This window comes from Roseomonas sp. BN140053, from assembly GCF_047690175.1.
In the GTDB taxonomy this organism is placed as follows: domain Bacteria; phylum Pseudomonadota; class Alphaproteobacteria; order Acetobacterales; family Acetobacteraceae; genus Roseomonas.
Genome location: NZ_JBLLEB010000013.1, coordinates 1 through 18,736 on the forward strand (window position 1 = coordinate 1; position 18,736 = coordinate 18,736).

The following is an 18,736-nucleotide window of genomic DNA, read 5'->3' on the forward strand; positions in this document are numbered from 1 at the left end:
CGCGGGGCCCGCGGCGCGGGTGCCTCGGCCTCGGCGGCGGCACGGCCGCGCTTGGGGGCGGCCGCCGCGGCGGCACGGGAGGTTCCCGCCTTGCCGGCGGCGGGGCTCTTCGCCGGGCTGCGGCGGGGCTTGGGGGACTTGGTCGCGTCCTCGGGGGTGCGGGCGATAACCGCCTCCTGTGTTCTCGTGGATGTGGCCGCCGCCCCGCCCGCGCCGGAGATGCCCGGGGCGGGCGGGGCAGCGGCAGTTCTAGTCAGCCGCAATGCGCGGACCGGCGCCGCGGTTGCGCCGCCCGGCGATCGGCGGGATGCCCCAGGGCGCGTGCAGCGCCCGCAGCGCGGTGGCGGAAGCGGCGTCCTCGCGCGCCGGGATCAGTGTCCAGCGCGGCGTGCCGTCCGGCGGGGCGGCCAGCAGCGCCCCCGGCCGCCGCCGCCCGTGCTGCAGCGCCGCGGCGGCCTGCCCGTGCAGCGCTCGGCGCGTCCAGTCCGGCCGCGGCAGCACCGCCAGCGCCGTGCGCCGCGCCAGGCGCCGCCAGCCGCCCCAGCGCGGCAGCTGCCACAGGTTGTCGGCACCGATGATGAACACGAAGCGCACGCGCGGAAACAGCTGGTGCAGCCGCGCCAGGGTGCGCTCCGTGCGGCGATAGCCCAGCGCCGCCTCGATCTCCGTGGCCAGCACCCGCCGGCCGTCGGCAATGGCGCGCGCCGTGAGGAGGCGCTGGCGGAACGGCGCCATGCCGGCCCGCGCCTTCAGCGGATTGCCCGGCGACACCAGCAGCCACACCGCATCCAGCCGCAGCGCGCGCAGGGCGCATTCCGCCACGTGCTGGTGCCCGCGGTGGGCGGGGTTGAAGGACCCGCCCAGCAGCCCGATCCGCGCCTGCCGCCCGTCGCCGCGCGGGCCGGGCTCGGCCAGGGGGCGGCGGGACGGCAGCACCTCGATCACGTCGTCCGGCAGCGCCTCGGCCGACAGGGAGCGCGGGGGCAGGGCGGTCACGCCGGCACCCCCCGGCCAGGCAGCGCGCCGAACAGCGCGGGGCGTTGCGCCGCCCGCGCCGGACCCAGGTCCGGCAATCCCGTGCGGCAGGCGCGGCACCACCCCGCCGGGCACGGCGGTGGCCGCCGGACCCGCGGGCGCGGCCACGCGGCGGCCCTGTTTGCCCGGGTGCTCAGCGCAGCGAAACGCTGACGGACACGGGCTGCTCGCGCAGCCCCGTATAGGTCGCCGTCACCGTGCGCCCCGCTTCCGCCGGCAGGGCAGGGGAAAACCCGCCCAGCGAGATCAGGTCCCCCGGCTTCAGTGCCGTGCCCCGCGCCGCGAGGTCGCCCACCAGCCAGGGGATCACGTTCAGCGGATGGCCCAGCAGCGCCGTGCCGGGGGCCTCGCTCAGCTCGCGCTGCTCGTTGACCAGCCGCACGCGCATGCTGCCCAGCCGGGCGGCGAACTCGGCGGTGGCCGGCGGCTCGAAGGCTTCGCCCACCACGCCCAGCCGGGCGCCCACGCCCACCGCCAGCAGGTTCGGCCCGTCCATTTGCCCCAGGTCGGCCAGCGCCAGGTCCGGCAGCTCGATGAACGGGATCACCTGGTCGAGGTGCCGCAGGATCGCCACGTGGTCCGCGCCCGCGGTGTTGATGCCGGCGTCGCGCACCCGCACCAGCAGGTCGGATTCCACCACCGGCACCGCGGCGAAGCGCGCCGGCAGCGTGTCGCCGGATCGTGCCCGCACCGTGGCCTCGTAGATCGGCGCGGCCAGCGGGTGCGGCGTGCGGAAGCGGGTCTGCGCCGCGTCGTTGGTCAGCCCGACCTTCCAGCCCACCACCCGCCCCAGCGAGCGTTCCATGATGGGGACCAGCCTGTTCTGGGCGCACAGCCCCTCGGCCAGGGACATGCCCGGCGCCGGCGGCGGCACGGGGGTGTTGTTCAGCAGCGAGGCCGCCATCGCCGCCATCGCGGCATCGTCCGGACAGGCGGCCCGGGCGGCGCCGGCCAGGACCAAGGGGGCCAGCGCCAGGGCGGCGAGGGTGTTGCGACGCATCTCGGCTCGTTCTCCCGGAAACCGGTGGCGGCGCCTTCAGGGGCGCGTCTGGCCGGTTCCCAGGACATGATAGCGGTAGGTGCAGAGTTGCTCCACGCCCACCGGGCCGCGCGCGTGCAGCCGGCCGGTGGCGATGCCGATCTCGCCGCCGAAGCCGAACTCGCCACCGTCGCAGAACTGGGTGGAGGCGTTCCAGATCCCCACCGCCGAGCCGATGCCGTCCAGGAACTGCCGCGCCGCGGCCTCATCCTGCGTGATGATCGCTTCCGTGTGCTCGCTGCCGAAGCGGGCGATATGCGCGACGGCACCCTCCACCCCGTTCACCACGGCGATGCTCAGCATCGCGTCCAGCCATTCGGTGGCGAAATCGGCCTCGGTGGCGGCGGGCAGTTCGGGCAGCACCGCGCGCGCCCGCTCATCGGCGCGAAAGGCGCAGCCCAGGGCGCGCAGCTCCTCCACCAGGGGCGGCAGCAGCGACGCCGCCACGGGCGCGTCGATCAGCAGCGTTTCGGTCGCCCCGCACACGCCGGTGCGGCGCATCTTGGCGTTGGCCAGCACCGCCCGCGCCATCTCCGGGTCGGCCGCGGCGTGCACGAAGGTGTGGCAGAGCCCTTCCGCATGCGCGAGCACGGGCACCCGCGCCTCCTCCAGCACCCGCGTCACCAGCCCCTTGCCGCCGCGCGGCACGAGGAGGTCGATCAGCCCCGCCGCGCGCAGCATGGCGCCTACGAAGGCGCGGTCGGTGTTGGGGGGGATCTGCACGCAGGCTTCCGGCAGCCCGGCCTGGCGCAGCCCAGCGGCGATGCAGCGGTGGATCGCCGCCGCCGAGCGCGCGCTTTCCGACCCGCCGCGCAGGATCACCGCGCTGCCCGCCTTCAGGCACAGCCCGGCGGCATCGGCGCCCACGTTGGGCCGGCTCTCGTAGATCATGCCGATCACGCCCAGGGGCTGCGCCACCCGGCGGATCACCAGCCCGTTGGGCCGCGTCCATTCACCCAACACCCGGTTCACGGGATCGGGCAGGGCGGCGATCTCCTCCAGCCCCGCGGCCATCGCCTCCACCCGCGCGGGAGTCAGGGTGAGCCGGTCGCGAAACGCCCCGGTCAAACCCTGCGCGGCGTCGAGGTCGGCGGCATTGGCTGCCAGCACCGCCGCCTGGTCCGCCCGCAGCGCCGCCGCGGCGGCGCGCAGGGCGGCATCCCGCACTGGCCCCGGCGCGCGGGCCAGCACGCGCGACGCGTCGCGGGCGGCCTGGGCGGCGGTGGCGAGTTGCGCCGAAGCGCTGTCGGGAATGGCGTTCATGGTGACCCCGGCGTAGCGCTTCCGCACCGGAGGGGGAAGCGCGTTCCGCCGCCGGACACGGTGCATCCGTCCCGCCCGCCGCGTCCCCGCCCCGCAACGCCCGCCCCGCAACGCCCGGCCCGCCGCCATGCCCGGCGCAGCCCGCGACGCCTGGCCGCCCAGCAACGCCGGCGCACCGCGCGGCCGGTCGTGCAATTCACCTGGGGCTTGGCTGCAACCTCTCCCCAGCCGGGGAATTACCCGGACCACGCGTGTTCTTCCCACAAAAACTCAACTTGGGGTTGATGCCATCTCCCGTATAAAGCGACCCATGTTCAAGAGCAGCCCCAACCCCGAAGCCCGCCTCGCCCGGTACTTGGTGCTGGGCGTCGTCCTTGCCGTGCTGCTGGGCAGCGGCGCCGCCGTCCAGGGCAACTGGGAAGGGCTGCGCATCCAGGCCGCCGAGGAACAGGCGGCCGATGAAGCCGCCGATGCCCGCCAGCTGCTCACCGCCCTGCTGGAAAGCGAGGCCGCGCTGCGCGGCTACATCCTCTACGGCAACCCGCAGGAACTCGGCCGCTTCGACCGTGCGGCAACCCTGCTGGAGAATGGCGATGCCCGCCGCATCGCCGCCGCCGTGGACGCGAGCCCCGTCGATGCCAACACGCCGCCCATCCTCGGCCCGGTGATCCGCGTCGTCGCCGCCCGGCGGGAGGTGCTGGCGCGCCTCCAGGCCGGCGAGCGCGAGCAGGTGATCGCCGAGGCGCGGACCGGCGTGCCGCAGCAGCAGGCGGGCGGCGTGCGCATGGTGCTGGAACGCTACATCGCCCACCGCAGCACCCTCGCCGAGGCGCTGGCGCGCGAGATGGGGCAGGTGCAGACCCGCATCCTGTGGCTGGTGCTGCTCAGCACCGCCGTGAGCCTGGGCGCCCTGGTGCTGGCCGCCCTCCAGCTCCGCCGCCGCAGCCTGTCCGAGGTTGCCGCCCGCAGCGAGCTGAACGCCCGCAACGAGGAGGTCGGCAGCCTGCTGCGCATGAGCGAGATGCTGCAGGCCTGCCAGGACGAGGCCGACCTGCGCCGCGTCGTGCTGCACACCGCGCCCGAGGTGCTGCCCGGCGTGCCCGGCGCGCTGTTCGTGTTCAACAACAGCCGCGACCGGCTGGACTGCACGGCCGTCTGGCCCGACGGCATGGTTCTGGCCGGGCCGGACCATTTTTCCCCCGGCGAGTGCTGGGCGCTGAAGCGCGGCCGGCCGCATCTCTACGGCCCCGCCCTGGGCGTGCCCTGCGAGCATGTCCACAACGGCCTGCCCGGGCTGGAAGTGCCGATGACCGCGCGCGGCGAACTCTACGGGGTGATGCAGTTCGGCTGCGCCGTGGCCGGCCGCCCCGGCCCGATCCCGAATCGCGACCTGGCGGTCGCCTTCGCGGACGGCGTGTCCATGGCGCTGGCCAACCTGTCGCTGCGCGAGAAGCTGCGCGGCCAGGCGCTGCGCGACCCGCTCACCGGCCTGTACAACCGCCGCTTCCTGGAAGAAGTCTCGGAACGCTACGCCGGCCAGGCCGACCGCCGCGGCGAAGCCCTGTCCGTGGTGATGCTGGACGTGGACCACTTCAAGCAGGTCAACGACCGCCACGGCCACGCCGCCGGCGACGCCGTGCTGCGCGCCCTTGGCGCCCTGATCACCGGCACGCTGCGCCGCGGCGACGTCGCCTGCCGCTACGGCGGCGAGGAGATCCTGCTGCTGCTGCCCGATTGCGACCCCGCCGCCGCTCGCGACCGCATGGAGGACCTGCGTAACCGCGTCGCCGCCATGCACGAGGGCGCCGATTCCGCCCTGCCGCGCGTCACCATCTCTGCCGGCGTGGCCGCCATCCCCACCCACGGCGGCAACGTCACGGAAACCATCCGCCTGGCCGACGCGGCCCTCTATGCCGCCAAGCAGGGCGGCCGCAACCGCGTGGTGCTGGCGCCGACCGCGGCGGAAAAGGCCGGCCCGGGCCTGCAGTTGCTCGACGCCGGCTGACCCCGGCCGCCGCGCGTGATCCGCTGCCGGGGGCGCGGGGCGGGTGGTGCGGGTTGGTTCTGGGATGTTCTGGCGTTGGCCAGAGGCGCTGCCCCTGGACCCCAGGGCAAAGGCGAAGCCTTTGTCCCGAGCCGGGGAGTTACGAACTCCCCGGACCCCGCGTGAGTGCCTCCAGCGGGGGCGGGATGGCTGACGTTGGCCACCCGGAGAACGCTGTCCCGGCCCGCCCCCGCCGGAGGCACTCATGAGGTCGAGGAGCCTAAGCTCCTCGCGCGGGACGAAGGCTTCGCCTTCGCCCTGGGGTGTCCAGAGGGGCAGAGCCCCTCTGGCCCAGGCCGGAACATCCCGGAACCACCGCCCCACCCGACACGCGCACCGCCCGGCCGCGAGACGCGCCGGCGTCAGGGGCCGGCGAGGACCACGAGCACGACGCCCAGCACCACGGTGACGGCGCCCAGCACTTCGGCGCGGGTGAAGCTTTCGCGCAGGAAGAAGCGGCCGAACAGCAGGGTGAACACGATCTCCGTTTGCCCGACGCTGCGCACCAGTCCCAGCGGTGCCAGCATGAAGCCCAGGAACCAGCAGGCCGAACCCAGGGCCGAGAGCGCCCCCACCGGCAGCGCCGTGCGCCAGCCGGCAAAGGCGCCGCGCAGCTGTTCCGGCTCCCGCCAGGCCATCCAGCCGCCCTGAGCCAGGCTCTGCAGGAGGTTCATCGCCAGCAGCACGCACAGGGCCCGGCGCAGCGCCCCCGTTTCCGTCGGCAGGCCGGAGGCGGCCAGCTTCACGCAAACCCCCGTGGCGGCGAAGCACAGCCCGGCGCCCAGCCCGCACAGCGCCGCCGGCTGCACCGTGGCGCGCAGCAGCGCCAGCGGCCGCAGCGCCCGCCCCGCCAGCGACAGGGTCAGCGTCCCCACCACCCCCGTGACCACCCCCAGCCAGGCCAGGGCCGGCAGCCTTTCCCCCAGCACGGCGGCGCCCAGCACGGCGCCCTGGATCGCGTCCGTCTTGCTGTAGGCCGTGCCCACCACGAAGTTGCGGTAGCCGAAGGCCATGATCAGCAGGTTGGTGCCGAGGATCTGGCACAGCCCGCCTGCCAGCGCCCAGCCCGCGAAGCCCCAGCCTGGCCGCGGCAGCCCGCCGCCCACGGCCAGCAGCTCCGTCCCCAGCAGCACCGCCGCGGTGGGCGCGCCGTAGAGGTAGCGCACCAGACCCGCCGCGTTCACCGACATGGCGCCGCGCAACCGCTGCTGCAGCGCCGTGCGCCAGGATTGGAACAGCGCCGCCAGCAGGGTGACCGGCAGCCAGAGGGGCGACAGGATCACGCCGGTCGCGGCCCGGAGGGTAGAGGGTTCGGCATGGCTCTCCGGTGCTCCCGCAGGGGCGGGCGCGGCCCCGGCGCGGGACCCTCCTGCCACAGGTCCCGTTAGCGCCGCGCGGCCCGGCGCGGAACCCGCGGCGCACCGGCCGCGGCACGAAAACTGCGGGCCACCGCCCGGGTGCGGAACCGCTCCGCCGACGCTTCCCGCCACCGTCGCGCGCCCGGCCCGGACCTGCCCCGCAGCCGGGCAGGGAACCTTTGGCCCCCCCGACGCTTCCGGGAACAACCGATCTGCTCCCGGGAGGCCCGATTCTCCATGTCATCCGTGACCACGCCTGCCAGCTTCGAAACCGACGTGCCCGCCCGGCTCGACCGCCTGCCCTGGTCGCGCTTCCACTGGCTGGTGGTGGTGGCGCTGGGCATCACCTGGATCCTGGACGGTCTGGAGGTCACGCTGGTGGGCTCGCTGGCCGGCGCCATCCACCAGAGCCCCTCCCTGCGGCTGACCGAGACGCAGGTCGGGCTGACCGCCTCCGCCTACCTGCTGGGAGCCGTGGGCGGCTCGCTGTTCTTCGGCTGGCTGACCGACCGGCTGGGGCGCAAGAAGCTCTTCACCGTGACGCTGCTGGTCTACCTCGTGGCCACGATCTGCACTGGGCTGAGCTGGGATTTCTGGAGCTTCGCCTTCTTCCGCTTCCTCACCGGGGCCGGCATCGGCGGCGAATACGCGGCGGTGAACTCCACCATCCAGGAACTGATCCCCGCCCGCCGCCGCGGCGTCACCGACCTGGCGGTGAACGGCACCTTCTGGGCCGGCGCCGCCTTCGGCGCGCTGGGCGCGGTGGTGCTGCTGGACCCCGTGGTGATCGACCCCGAGCTGGGCTGGCGCCTGGCCTTCGGCATCGGCGGCGCGCTGTCGCTGATCGTGCTGCTGCTGCGCCGCTGGCTGCCGGAAAGCCCGCGCTGGCTGATGACCCACGGCCGCCCCGAGGAAGCCGCCGCCATCCTGCGCGACATCGAGGCCCAGGTGGAGCGCGAGCACGGCCCGCTGCCCCCCGTGCAGGGCCGCCCGATCCGCCTCAACCCCCGCAGCGGCACCTCGCTGGCCGAGGTCGCCACCACCCTGTTCCGCACCTATCCCCGTCGCGCCGTGCTGGGCGTGGTGCTGATGGCCTGCCAGGCCTTCTGCTACAACGCGGTGTTCTTCACCTACGCGCTGGTGCTGACCAAGTTCTACGGCATCTCCGCGGCTTCCATCGGCTGGTTCATGCTGCCCTTCGCGCTGGGCAACCTCGCGGGGCCGCTGATCCTGGGCCACTTCTTCGACAGCATCGGCCGCCGCCCGATGATCACCGCCACCTACGCCTTGGCCGGGCTGCTGATGGCCGCCACTGGCTATGCCTTCGCGCAGGGCTGGCTCTCGGCGGTAGAACAGACTGCGGCCTGGACGGTGATCTTCTTCTTCGCCTCCGCCGCGGCCTCCGCCGCCTACCTGACGGTGGGGGAAAGCTTCCCGCTGGAGATGCGCGCCATGGGCATCGCCATCTTCTACGCCATCGGCACCGGCGTCGGCGGCGTGGCCGGCCCCGCCCTGTTCGGCGCGCTGATCCAGGGCGGCGAGCGCACGGATATCTTCTGGGGCTACCTGCTCGGCGCCAGCCTGATGCTGATCGCCGCCGCCACCGAGTGGAAGCTGGGCTTCGCCGCGGAACGCAAATCCCTGGAGGACGTGGCGGCGCCGCTATCCAGCGCCTGAGGAGCGCTGCGCCGGGTGGCCCGCGGGGGGCTCTGCCCCCCGCCGGGGACCTCGTAGGTCCCCGGACCCCGCCGTGAGTTGGCGCTGGCGGACACGGGATCACTTCGCGGGCGTAGCCGCCGCGAAGTGATCCCGTGTCCGCCAGCGCCGTTCTTTTACGAACAAAAGGTCCAGGAAACTCAGTTTCCTGGCGGGGGAGCGCGAGGGGGCAGAGCCCCCCGCGGGCCACCCGGCGCAACGCCCCTCACGCGCCGGGCGGCAGCGCCCCACCCCGCCGGGATCGCGCCCCGCGGCGGCGCTTCACGGCACCACGCACCGGAAGCTCGCCGCGTCGTCCGGCGACCCGCTGCCCTCGAAGCGCGGCCAGCTCGGGTAGCGGCACATCGGGCGGCTGCGGTTGGCACCCGGGTTGCCGTCGCGCGCCACGGGCGCGTCCGGCGCCTCGCCACTCTCCACCCAGCGGTCCAGCAGCCCCAGCCCGTCATACCTGGCGTTAAAGGCGCCGAAGCCGTGCCCCAGCCCGGGGATCACGAAGAAGCGCAGGAACCCGTCCAGCCCCTCCTGCCCGAAGGCCGCCCGCTGCCGCTCGTAATAGTTCACCGTGTTGTGCGGCGTGATGAAGTCGTCCGCCGTGCCGTGCAGCAGGATGATCTTGCCCCCGCGCGCCCGGAACGGCGCCAGGCTGATATCCGTCACGTCCATGATCCGCCCGGACTCCTCCAGCCGCGCCCGCCAGGCGGCGGGGTCGAAGCGCAGCGCGTCGAAGCCGGGCTGCCGGGTGACGATGAACTGCACCGTGGCGGCGCCGGCGTTGAACAGCAGCGCGTCCTCCGCCGTGGGCGGGTTGTTCGGCACCGGCCGCGTCCCGAAGGTCGAGCGTCCCTCGAACCGCGCCCCTTCCAGCAGCGCCCAGCGCGGGAACTCCGCCATCCCCGCGATCGGGAAGCCCGGCCGGTAGGGCGAGGCGATCCGCTCCACCGCCGCGATCTGCGCGTCCGACAGGCAGCCATCGCCCGCGTCGCGCCCCTCCGGGCAGCGCAGCCGCTCGCGCAGCGTCGCCACGCCGAAGGCGGCATTGCAGCCCGCCACGTTGCTGATCAGCCCGTCCGCTGCGCCGTCCAAACCGTCGCAGGCGGCGAACACGGCGTCGGTGATCAGCCGCGTCTTGGCCGGGTTGATCCACCCCGCCCCGCCCTCGCCGTACAGCGCCTGGCCGGCGTTCAGCGACCCCAGGTGCAGCAGCGTGACGTTGTAGGCGGGGTAGTTCGCCACCACCCCGTCGTAGTCGGCGGCGTAGCGCGCGGCGGCGTCCAGCGCCTCGTGCCCGCCCTGCGAGTTGCCGATGAAGTAGAAGCGCCGCGGCGCCGCACCGTAGCGCGCCCGGATGATGGCCGCCGCAACGTCGTGCGTCTTCTTGACCGACTGCTGCCCGAAGTTCAGCAGCGCCTCGTCGTTCAGCCCGAAGGAGCCGTCGAAGCCCGGCGCGCCCTTGTGGCCGCCGTCGCTGCCCAGCGTGGCGAAGCCCTGCCGCAGCGCGCTGGGCGCCTCCGCCGGCTGCAGCCCGGCCGGACCCAGCCCCGTCACCAGCGTCCCGTCGTAGCCGCCGCCGCCCAGCTGCAGCGCCTTGCCGTTCCATTCGCTGGGCAGGTTGACCTGGAATTCCATGTTGGGCGCGGCGGCCGAGGCCGGCACGATCAGCCCGCGCACGGCGCAGTATTCCCCGTGTGGGTTGTCCGCCGCCCCCGCCGCCACGAAGCTGGCCGACTGCACCACCGCGCCGGAGGTCGGCAGCCCGATCTCGTCCGCCCGCACGAACATCCCGGCCAGCCGCGCGCAGCTGTCGCGCGGCGGCGTTTGCGCCGCGGCCGCCGTGGCCAGCACGGCCGGCAGCAGCAGGGCGCCCCCGGCCCGCGCCAACAGCCCCGCCCAAGGGCGCGATCCCCGTTTCGCCATGTGAATTCTTCCTCCCGCGTCCCGCCACGCTACGCGCGGCGCGGCGCCTTGCAAGGCGCCGCGGGCGTCGGGCCAACTCGGAAGCACCTACCCGCCGTCGGCAGCGCGGCGCGGACGCCCGGCCAGCCCGCAAGCGCCCGGCGGCCGCCGGCAGCATGGCGCGTGACGCGGGCGCCCGGCCAGCCCGGAAGCACCCGCAGGCTGCCCGCAGCGCGGCGCACGGCGCGGCACGCGGCATCGGCGCGGCAGCGTCGCTCTCCCACGGTCCCCGGGTCGCGGCGGTGTCGGGCTGCCTCCGCCGCCGCCTCACACCGGCTGCACCACCACCCAGCCGCCGTCCCGCAGCGCCTCCGTCGCGGCCAGCGCCAGTGCCAGCGACCGCGCCGCATCCCGGTAGGGCGAGCGCACCGCCGCCGGGTTGCCGGCGCGGGCGGCGTCCAGGAAGCCGCGCAGCGCGGCGAACCAGCTGGGGCCGCCGAAGCCGTCGGCGCCGCCCGCCGGCCAGTCCGGCTCCGCCGACACGGAGCCTTCCAGCCGCTCCGGGCCCAGCTGCCACACCAGCGTGCCCTCCGGCGTCAGCGCGGTGATGTCCCAGGCCGCGCCGCGGTGTGCCCAGCTGACCTGCGCCGAACCCATCGCACCGCTGCCGAATTCCAGCTCCAGCAGCGCCGTGTCGGGCCCGCGCCGGCCGCCGGGATCGGGGTCCAGGGACGCGCCGCTGCCCCGCACCCGCACGACCTCGCCGCCCACGGCGCGCATCGCGTCCAGCAGGTGGGAGCCGAATTCCACCAGCAGCCCGCCGCTCAGCGCCGCGTCGAAGCTCCAGGCCGGGCCGGGCGGGCCGTTCAGCAGCCGCCCCAGCAGCGCGTGCGGCTCCCCCTTCAGGGCGCCGCGCAGGGCGCGGGCGGCGGGGGTCCAGCGCCACATGAAGCCCACCGCCGCCACCACCCCGGTGCCGTCCACCATCGCGGCGGTGCGGCGCGCCTCGGCCAGGGTCAGGGCGGCGGGCTTCTCGATGAACAGGTGGACACCGCGCGCCGCCGCCTGCGCCACGATGTCGCCGCGCGCGAAGGCCGGCAGGCACAGGATCAGCGCGTCCGGCGCCGCGGCGTCCAGCAGTTCCTCGGCATCGGCGAAGGCGCGCGCCCCGCGCGGCTCGGCCGCGGCGCGCGCCCGGTCCAGCGCGGGGTCCGCCACCCCCACCAGCTCGACATCGGGCATGCGGCCGAGGTTGCCCAGGTGCACCCCGGCGATGATGCCGGCCCCTACCACGCCGACGCGCAGGCGCTCGGGAGAAAGCTGGTCGGACATCGCGCGGGGACTCCGGTGCGGCGGGGGCCGGCGCCGGGTCCGGGAAGCGGTTCGCGCCGCGCCGGACCCGATGCCGGGGTCCATTCCTACGGTCGGGGGACCGGGCGAAACAAGCGCGGCGTGACGGCGCGCGGCACCGCCCCCCGGTCGCGCCTCGGTCGCGTCCGGCCTAGCCAGCCAGGGGCGCGGTACGGAACAGCGTCACCCGCAGCCCGCCATGCGGCACCGGCGCCGCGGTCGGCAGCCAGGGCAGCCCGGTGGCCCGGGCCAGCCGCGGCTCACTGGTCACCAGCCCGACGCGCCAGCCCGCGAAGCGGCCGCGCAGCACCTGCCCCAGCGTGCGGTACAGCGGCGGCAGCGCCGCCGGGTCGCCCAGCCGCGTGCCGTAGGGCGGGTTGCAGATCACCAGCCCCGGCGGCCCTTCGGGCGGCAGCAGCTCGCTGATCGTGCCCTGCCGGAATGCCGTGTGCCCGGTCACGCCCGCCCGCGCGGCATTGGCCAGGCTCATGGCGATCGCCCCGGCATCGCGGTCGCGGCCGTGGCAGGGGGCGGCCGGCGGGCGCTCGCTCCGCACCGCGCGCAGCCGCGCCCAGGCCTCGGCGTCGAAGCTCGCCAGCTGCTCGAAGGCGAAGTGCCGGTTGCGGCCGGGGTTGAGCCGCGCCGCGATCTCCGCCGCCTCGATCACGAAGGTGCCCGAGCCGCACATCGGGTCCAGCACCGGCTCGCCGCCCGTGAAGCCGCATTGTCCCAGGAACAGCGCGGCCATGGTTTCGCGCATCGGCGCGGCGTTCACCGCCTCCTTGTAGCCGCGCCGGTGCAGCAGCTCGCCGGAGGTATCGACGCTGAGCGTGCACAGGTCGTGCTCCAGCCGCGCCCGCACGGTGACCGCGGCCTCCGGCGCGTCCCGCGCGCCGGTGCGGTCGCGGATGGCGGTGGCGACGCGCTGGGCCACGGCGTCGGAATGAAACAGGCGCGAGGCCGTGCAGGAAGCTTCCACCCGGAACGGCACGTCGCGGCGCAGCACCGCCGCCCAGTCCACGCCGTGCGCCAGCGCGTCGAGCTGGGCGAAATGCGTCGCCCGGAACGCCGCGATCCGCGCCAGCACGCGCCCGGCGCCGCGCAGCCACAGGTTGGCGCGCCACACCTCCGGCCAGCCGCCGCGGATGACCACGCCGCCGGGCACGGTGCGCGGCCGCTTGAAGCCCTTGCCCCGCACCTCCTCGTGCAGCGCGGCTTCCAGGCCCGGCGGCGCCGCCAGGAAGATCTCGAATTCGCTGTGCGTGGTCATCGCGCTCGCCGGCAGGGCAGGGAAGGGGGCGGCTCGCGGCGGCAAACCCGGCCCGCGTGGCGACGGCGGCCGCGGGAGGGGCGGCGGCGCGTCGCCGCGACCCTGTATCATCGCGCGGGGCGAAGAACCACCGCGGCGGCCGTTGCGGGCCGGCAGCCCGACCCGGCTACCCGGCCGCCCCCGCCTCGGCACGCCAGGCCGGAAGCGGGAAGAGGCGGTCATAGGCCAGGTTGAAGGCGAAGCCGTAGGCCACGTAGAAACCCGCGATCGCCACGTCCATCAGGAAGGCCTGCAGCAGGCTGATCCCGAGGTACCAGGCGATCGGCGGCAGCAGGATCAGCAGCAGCCCCGCCTCGAACAGCACGGCATGTGCCACCCGCAGCCCCAGCCCCTTGCGCGTATGCCCGGCGAAGCGCTGCATCGCGTGGTCGAAGCCCAGGTTGTAGACGTAGTTCCACGCCGTGGCGGCGAGGCTGCTGCCCACCCCGATCGCGCCCATCTGGGCGGCGTGCAGGCCGAACAGCAGCGTCCCCAGCGGGATCATCAGCAGGAGGCCCACCCCCTCGAAGAGCAGGGCGTGGCGGATACGGTCGCGTGTGCTGCGCATGGTTCTTCTTGCCCCGGAAAGCCTGGGTGATGCGCCGCTTTCTATCTGCCATACTCCGGGCAGCAAGTTAGGACGTATCGGGAAACCGGATAGATGGCCGTCTCCCTCGACCAGCTCCAGTGCTTCGTCGCGGCCGCCGAGGGCGGCTCCTTTTCCGCCGCCGCGCGCCGGCTGCGAAAGGCGCAGTCCGCGGTCAGCACGCAGGTCGCCAACCTAGAAGCCGACCTCGGCCTGGAACTGTTCAGCCGCGCCGGACGCAATCCCAGCCTCACCCCGGCGGGGGAGCGGCTGCTGGGGGAAGCCCGCGTCGTGCTCGACCGGCGCGAGCACCTGATCGGCGTGGCCAGCAGCCTGGAGCGGCGGGTGGAGAACCGCTTCGTGGTGGCGATCGACGAGCTCTACCCCGAGCACGCCCTGGGCGCCCTGTTCGCGGATTTCGCCCGGCATTTCCCCTTCGTGGAGCTGGAACTGCTGTTTCCGCTGATGGAGGATGTCAGCCGCATGGTGCGGGACGGCCGCGCCGACCTGGGCGTGATGTGGCGGCAGGAAGCGCTGCCGACGGAGCTGGGCTTCCAGACCATCGGCTGGGTGCCGCTGAAGCTGGTCTGCGGCCGCCACCACCCACTGGCCAAGGCGCGGGTGGAATGGGAGGAGCTGAAGCGCCACCGCCAGATCCTGGTCGCCGCCCGCAGCGACGGGCCGGAAAAACGTCGCCTGCGCGTGGCCGCCGAGGTGTGGTGGGTGGAAAGCCACTGGGTGATCCTGGAGATGGTGAAGCACGGCATCGGCTGGGCCTTCGTGTCCGACCACGTCATCGCCGCGTCCCCCGCCGCGCCGGACCTGGTGACGCCCGACCTGCAGTTCGACGACGGCGACTGGCCGATCGCCCTGGAGCTGGTGTGGCACAAGCAGCGTCCCTGCGGCCCCGCCGCGGCCTGGCTGCGCGAGCGCTTCGCGGCGCAGCGCATCGGCGGCCTGTCCGCCCCCGGCACCGGCCCGGGATGAGGCGCCGCCGGGGCCGGCCGGGGCGCGCGCCACGTTGCCGGGGCGGCAGGGCGGCCATAGGCTGTTCCAACGAGGGAGCAGTGCGGTGAGCGACAATCGACCCTGGCGGCCGACGGGCGGCAAGGACAGCATTCTCGAGATGCGGCTGAACGCGGGGCTGTGGAACGGCAACCCGATCTACATCCACGTCACCTCGCACGAAGGGCTGGCCGGCATCAACAAGGCGGGCCTCATCGCGAAAACGCCGAAAAAGGACCGCAGGGGCAACGCCGCCAAGGCCGGCATCTACCTCAACCCCTCCTTGCAGGCATTCGGGCCGGCCGATGCCCTCACGCTGCTGTTCTTCGACAACGAGACGTACCGCGCCAGCGCGACGAACTGCATCGTCTTCTCGTTCCTGAATCAGCCAGGGGCCAGCTGGTTCAAGGACGGTTTCATCACCGAAGGCAGCTGGGTCAAGGAGATCATCTATCTCGATGATATCCCCTTCAAGAACATCGACATCCTGTATCGCGGCCCCAATCCCTTCGTCGAACTGCGGCACCAGAACCACCCGAACCCGACGGTGCGGGAAGCCTTCCGGTCGCCGCGGTCGATCTGACGCCGCCCTCCGGGCGGTGGCCGGTGGCTCGCCCGTGGCAGGATGGCGCGGATCTGTCATTTCCGGCCATTCCTGCCATCCGCGCCGCCCCGAACACCCGTGAAGCTTGACGAACGGCATGGTTATACTGTTGAATATACTGAAAAATCATGGCGAGATCGACGCCCTGGCCCGCCGTCCGGCGAAGGCCGCGGTAAGGAAGTAAGATGGTAAGGAAGTAAGGCGAAGGCCTGCCCGCGCCGCCGGTCCCCGTCCGCTTCCGCTCCGGCCCGCGCCCCGCTATGCCTGCACCCCGCGAAGCACCGGAAACCGGGTGGGGAAAAGGAAGCGCGCATGCTGCCGTTGCAGGGGCTCCGGATCGTGGAGCTCGGCCACTACATCGCCGGCCCCTTCGCCACCCGGCTGCTGGCCGATCTCGGCGCCGAGGTGATCAAGGTCGAACCCCCCGAGGGCGACCCGATCCGCGGCTGGGGCGAGGCGGTGGACGGCCACGCGCTGTGGTTCTCCGTCCATGGCCGCAACAAGCGCTGCGTCACGCTGGACCTGAAGTCGCCCGAAGGGCAGCGCCGCGTCCGCGCCCTGTTGCGCCGCGCCGACGCGCTGGTGGAGAATTTCCGCCCCGGCTACCTCGAACGCACCGGCCTCGGCCCCGAGGAATTGCGGGCGGAGAACCCGCGTCTGGTGGTGGTGCGCGTGTCCGGCTACGGCCAGGACGGCCCCTACCGCGACAAGCCCGCCTTCGGCGCCATGGGGGAAGCGATGGGCGGGTTGCGCCACCTCACCGCCTCGCCGGGGCAGGACCAGTATCCGCCGCCGCGCTGCGGCGTGAGCATCAGCGACGACCTGGCCGGCATGTACGCCGCCCTGGCCCTGGTGGCGGCCTGCTGGGGCCGCGACCGGCAGGGCGGCAGCGGGGTGGGCACGGTGGCCGACGTGGACCTCGTCTCCTCCGTGTTCTCGCTGATGGAGGGGATGCTGCCGGAATACGGCCGCCTCGGCCGCGTCCGGCAGCCGGCCGGGGCGGCGATCCCCACGGCCTCCCCCACCAACACCTACCCCTGCTCGGACGGCAAGTGGCTGGCCGTGGCGGGGAATTCCGACCCCATCTTCACCCGGCTGATGCGCATCATCGGCCGCTCCGAACTGGCCGCCGACCCGCGCTTCGCCACCAATGGCGGCCGCGTCCGCCACGCCGCCGAGCTGGACGCCGCCATCGCCGAATGGACCCGCACCCTGCCGGCGGCCGAGGCGCAGGCGCGGCTGGACGCGGCGGATGTGCCCTGTTCGCGCCTCTACGACGTGCGCGACTGCGTCGAAGACCCGCATTTCGCCGCCCGCGAGATGATCCTGCCGGTGGAGGACCCGATCCTCGGCACCGTGCTGCACCCCGCCGCCCCCTTCCGCTTCCAGGGCGTGTCGCCGCGCGACATGGTGCGCTGGACCGGCCCGGCGGTGGGCGCCGACAACGATGCGGTGTTTCGCGAGTTGGAGGGGGAGGCGGCGGCCACCCCCGCGGGCAACCGCCCCGGAGCCTCCGCGGGCGGCGGCGCGGCCCGCGCCTGAAGCACGGAAATGGCCCGGGGTTTCCATCCCGGCCTTTCCCACACCGGGCGCCGGGGATGCGGCGCGGGAAACACGCTGTTCAGCGAGGACGCATGAGCGAACCGGCCATCATCAGCGACGTGTCGCCGCGCGACGGGCTGCAATCCGTCGCGGAATTCGTGCCCACCGGCACCAAGGTCGCCCTGGTGCGCGCGCTCTACGACGCCGGGGTGCGACGGATGGAGGTCGGCTCCTTCGTGTCGCCCCGGGCCGTGCCGCAGATGGCCGACACCGCCGAGGTGCTGGCCGAGGCGCTGCGCCTGCCCGGGCTGGAAGCCACCGTGCTGGTGCCCAACCGCCGCGGCTTCGAGCTGGCCCTGGCCGCGGCCGGCAACCGCGCCGACCAGATGCGCCTGGGCCTGTTCATGTCGGCCACCGAGAGCCACAACCAGGCCAACGTGAACCGGTCGCGCGAAGCCAGCTTCGAGGCGCTGGCCGGCATCGTGCGCGACGCGGCCTCGGCCGGGGTGCCCGTGCGCTTCAACCTCAGCTGCACCTTCCACTGCCCCTTCGAGGGCGTGGTGCCCGAGCCCGAGGCGCTGGACTGGGTGGAGCGCGTGGTGGCGCTGGACCCCTCCATGGAGATCGCCCTGGCCGACACCACCGGCAACGCCGCCCCCGACCAGGTCAGCCGCGTCTTCGCCCGCGCCCTGGCCTCCTGGGGCGAGCGCTTCGCCTTTCACGGCCACGACACCTACGGCATGGGCGTGGCCAACGTCGCCGCCGCCTGGAACGCGGGCTGCCGGGTGTTCGACGCCGCGGCCGGCGGCATCGGCGGCTGCCCCTTCGCCCCCGGCGCGTCCGGCAACGTCGCCACCGAGGACGTCGCCTGGCTGTTCACCCGCATGGGGATCGACACCGGGCTGGACTGGACCGCGCTGCTGGCGGCGGCCGACCTCGCCGCCGCCGTGCCGGGCGCGCTGCCCGGCGGGCGGCTGCGCGGCGTACCGGCGGCGCGCCGCCCGATGTGAGCACCGCCGGCGACCGCTGCGCGACTTCGCCCAGGCCGCGCTGCGCGAGGCGATCGGGCGCAACCGGGACGCGGCCCTCGCCCTGCGCGCGGTGCTGGACGACATTGGGCGCGACCACCCGGCTCTGGGCCCCTTTGCCCAGGCCGAGGCCGCCTGGCGCAGCCTGTTCCGCTGAACCCCGCCCGCCGCCCCCGGTGCGACGCGACGACGCGATGCAAAGGGGGGCAGGAAACGGCCGCCAACCCGGCCTACATGGGACACCATCGACAACGGCGAGGAGTTTGGGGATGCGGTTCGGCGCGGTGATCCTGGCGGGCGTGGCGGCGGCGGTGTTGCAGGCGTTTCCCGCCCGGGCGGCCCCGGGCTACGTCAGCGACCGCATCCCCCTGCGGGCCGGGCCGGGCACGCAGTATCCCCGCCTGGCCGTGCTGCGCGCGGGCGAGGCGGTGGAGATCCTGGGCTGCCTGGACGGCTGGAACTGGTGCGACATCGGCGTCGCCGGGCAGCGCGGCTGGGTGTCGGGCAGCCTGCTGCGCCAGGACTACCGGGGCCGCCGGGTGCCGCTGCCGCAATCGGGGTCGCTGGCCGGGGTGCCGGTGGTAACCTTCCGCTTCAGCGACTACTGGGGCGAGCATTACCGCGACCGCCCCTGGTTCGCCGAGCGCGACCGCTGGAGCGGCCCGCGCAGCCGCGCGCGCGGTTCCGACCGTGATGGTTCCGGCCGTGGTGGCCCAGACCACGGTGGCCCAGACCGCGGTGGTCCCGACCGGGGCGACGCCGGCCGCGGTGGTTCCGACCGTGCTGACCCCAACCGGGGCGACCCCGGCCGCGGGGGTCCCGACCGGAACGGTTCCGCCCGCCCCGGACCCGCGGCGGACCCCGGCGACCGCGGCGGCCTCGGGCGCTGATCCGCCGTTCCGGCCGGGGCGGCCGTCCCGCACGGCCGCGACGGCGCTTCAACCGCTGCCCTTCCCCGCGCTAG

Annotated in this window: 15 protein-coding genes; 7 read left to right on the forward strand and 8 right to left on the reverse strand. The window is 74.4% G+C overall.

Annotation, left to right across the window (positions count from 1 at the left end; translation table 11 throughout):
- Nucleotides 1-249: 249 nt before the first annotated feature.
- The 3 genes from ACLIBK_RS13560 to ACLIBK_RS13570 form a co-directional block, all read right to left on the reverse strand.
- The gene (locus ACLIBK_RS13560; RefSeq protein ID WP_415387893.1) at nucleotides 250-915 is read right to left on the reverse strand and encodes a nicotinate-nucleotide adenylyltransferase; all 666 of its coding nucleotides are present in this window, start codon (nucleotides 913-915) and stop codon (nucleotides 250-252) included.
- A gap of 253 nt (nucleotides 916-1,168) precedes the next feature.
- Nucleotides 1,169-2,035: a 2-keto-4-pentenoate hydratase gene (locus tag ACLIBK_RS13565; protein ID WP_415387801.1), complete on the reverse strand. Its 867-nt coding sequence runs from the start codon at nucleotides 2,033-2,035 to the stop codon at nucleotides 1,169-1,171.
- Between the two features lie 36 nt (nucleotides 2,036-2,071).
- On the reverse strand, nucleotides 2,072-3,466 hold the full coding sequence (locus ACLIBK_RS13570; RefSeq protein ID WP_415387802.1) for a glutamate-5-semialdehyde dehydrogenase: 1,395 nt from the start codon (nucleotides 3,464-3,466) through the stop codon (nucleotides 2,072-2,074).
- A 181-nt stretch (nucleotides 3,467-3,647) separates the two neighbouring features.
- Between ACLIBK_RS13570 and ACLIBK_RS13575 the strand changes: the two genes are divergently transcribed.
- Complete coding sequence (locus ACLIBK_RS13575) at nucleotides 3,648-5,342, forward strand: diguanylate cyclase (protein ID WP_415387803.1); 1,695 nt, start codon at nucleotides 3,648-3,650, stop codon at nucleotides 5,340-5,342.
- Between the two features lie 401 nt (nucleotides 5,343-5,743).
- Here ACLIBK_RS13575 and ACLIBK_RS13580 read toward each other — a convergent pair whose 3' ends face one another.
- Nucleotides 5,744-6,664 carry an EamA family transporter gene (locus ACLIBK_RS13580; RefSeq protein ID WP_415387804.1) on the reverse strand — a complete coding sequence of 307 codons (921 nt, stop codon included), beginning with the start codon at nucleotides 6,662-6,664 and terminating at the stop codon, nucleotides 5,744-5,746.
- A gap of 312 nt (nucleotides 6,665-6,976) precedes the next feature.
- Here ACLIBK_RS13580 and ACLIBK_RS13585 point away from each other — a divergent pair, with 312 nt between their 5' ends.
- Nucleotides 6,977-8,416, forward strand: coding sequence for an MFS transporter (locus tag ACLIBK_RS13585; protein WP_415387805.1), 1,440 nt, complete (start codon nucleotides 6,977-6,979; stop codon nucleotides 8,414-8,416).
- A gap of 300 nt (nucleotides 8,417-8,716) precedes the next feature.
- Here the strand turns inward: ACLIBK_RS13585 and ACLIBK_RS13590 are convergent, their stop codons facing one another.
- The 4 genes from ACLIBK_RS13590 to ACLIBK_RS13605 form a co-directional block, all read right to left on the reverse strand.
- Complete coding sequence (locus ACLIBK_RS13590; protein WP_415387806.1) at nucleotides 8,717-10,369, reverse strand: tannase/feruloyl esterase family alpha/beta hydrolase; 1,653 nt, start codon at nucleotides 10,367-10,369, stop codon at nucleotides 8,717-8,719.
- A 306-nt stretch (nucleotides 10,370-10,675) separates the two neighbouring features.
- A complete protein-coding gene (locus ACLIBK_RS13595) occupies nucleotides 10,676-11,680 on the reverse strand; it encodes a Gfo/Idh/MocA family protein (protein ID WP_415387807.1) in 1,005 nt (334 codons plus the stop codon).
- Nucleotides 11,681-11,849: 169 nt separating this feature from the next.
- On the reverse strand, nucleotides 11,850-12,968 hold the full coding sequence (locus tag ACLIBK_RS13600) for a THUMP domain-containing class I SAM-dependent RNA methyltransferase (protein WP_415387808.1): 1,119 nt from the start codon (nucleotides 12,966-12,968) through the stop codon (nucleotides 11,850-11,852).
- Between the two features lie 166 nt (nucleotides 12,969-13,134).
- Complete coding sequence (locus ACLIBK_RS13605; protein WP_415387809.1) at nucleotides 13,135-13,575, reverse strand: PACE efflux transporter; 441 nt, start codon at nucleotides 13,573-13,575, stop codon at nucleotides 13,135-13,137.
- Nucleotides 13,576-13,668: 93 nt separating this feature from the next.
- Here ACLIBK_RS13605 and ACLIBK_RS13610 point away from each other — a divergent pair, with 93 nt between their 5' ends.
- From ACLIBK_RS13610 to ACLIBK_RS13630, 5 genes are all read left to right on the forward strand, one after another.
- Nucleotides 13,669-14,580, forward strand: coding sequence for a LysR family transcriptional regulator (locus ACLIBK_RS13610; RefSeq protein WP_415387810.1), 912 nt, complete (start codon nucleotides 13,669-13,671; stop codon nucleotides 14,578-14,580).
- Nucleotides 14,581-14,665: 85 nt separating this feature from the next.
- Nucleotides 14,666-15,181: a hypothetical protein gene (locus tag ACLIBK_RS13615; RefSeq protein ID WP_415387811.1), complete on the forward strand. Its 516-nt coding sequence runs from the start codon at nucleotides 14,666-14,668 to the stop codon at nucleotides 15,179-15,181.
- Nucleotides 15,182-15,514: 333 nt separating this feature from the next.
- Entirely contained in the window at nucleotides 15,515-16,744 is a 1,230-nt protein-coding gene (locus ACLIBK_RS13620) for a CaiB/BaiF CoA transferase family protein (protein ID WP_415387812.1), read from the forward strand.
- A 92-nt stretch (nucleotides 16,745-16,836) separates the two neighbouring features.
- Nucleotides 16,837-17,754, forward strand: a complete 918-nt coding sequence (locus ACLIBK_RS13625; protein ID WP_415387813.1) for a hydroxymethylglutaryl-CoA lyase — start codon at nucleotides 16,837-16,839, stop codon at nucleotides 17,752-17,754.
- Between the two features lie 287 nt (nucleotides 17,755-18,041).
- Entirely contained in the window at nucleotides 18,042-18,662 is a 621-nt protein-coding gene (locus tag ACLIBK_RS13630; RefSeq protein WP_415387814.1) for an SH3 domain-containing protein, read from the forward strand.
- Nucleotides 18,663-18,736 lie beyond the last annotated feature (74 nt).

Bases quoted from the DNA above. Each gene is read 5' to 3' on its own strand.
- ACLIBK_RS13565 (WP_415387801.1), bottom strand. From the start codon at position 2,035: ATGCGTCGCAACACCCTCGCCGCCCTGGCGCTGGCCCCCTTGGTCCTG.
- ACLIBK_RS13570 (WP_415387802.1), bottom strand. From the start codon at position 3,466: ATGGCGGCGGGCCGGGCGTTGCGGGGCGGGCGTTGCGGGGCGGGGACG.
- ACLIBK_RS13575 (WP_415387803.1), top strand. From the start codon at position 3,648: ATGTTCAAGAGCAGCCCCAACCCCGAAGCCCGCCTCGCCCGGTACTTG.
- ACLIBK_RS13585 (WP_415387805.1), top strand. From the start codon at position 6,977: ATGTCATCCGTGACCACGCCTGCCAGCTTCGAAACCGACGTGCCCGCC.
- ACLIBK_RS13590 (WP_415387806.1), bottom strand. From the start codon at position 10,369: ATGGCGAAACGGGGATCGCGCCCTTGGGCGGGGCTGTTGGCGCGGGCC.
- ACLIBK_RS13595 (WP_415387807.1), bottom strand. From the start codon at position 11,680: ATGTCCGACCAGCTTTCTCCCGAGCGCCTGCGCGTCGGCGTGGTAGGG.
- ACLIBK_RS13600 (WP_415387808.1), bottom strand. From the start codon at position 12,968: ATGACCACGCACAGCGAATTCGAGATCTTCCTGGCGGCGCCGCCGGGC.
- ACLIBK_RS13605 (WP_415387809.1), bottom strand. From the start codon at position 13,575: ATGCGCAGCACACGCGACCGTATCCGCCACGCCCTGCTCTTCGAGGGG.
- ACLIBK_RS13610 (WP_415387810.1), top strand. From the start codon at position 13,669: ATGGCCGTCTCCCTCGACCAGCTCCAGTGCTTCGTCGCGGCCGCCGAG.
- ACLIBK_RS13620 (WP_415387812.1), top strand. From the start codon at position 15,515: ATGCTGCCGTTGCAGGGGCTCCGGATCGTGGAGCTCGGCCACTACATC.
- ACLIBK_RS13625 (WP_415387813.1), top strand. From the start codon at position 16,837: ATGAGCGAACCGGCCATCATCAGCGACGTGTCGCCGCGCGACGGGCTG.
- ACLIBK_RS13630 (WP_415387814.1), top strand. From the start codon at position 18,042: ATGCGGTTCGGCGCGGTGATCCTGGCGGGCGTGGCGGCGGCGGTGTTG.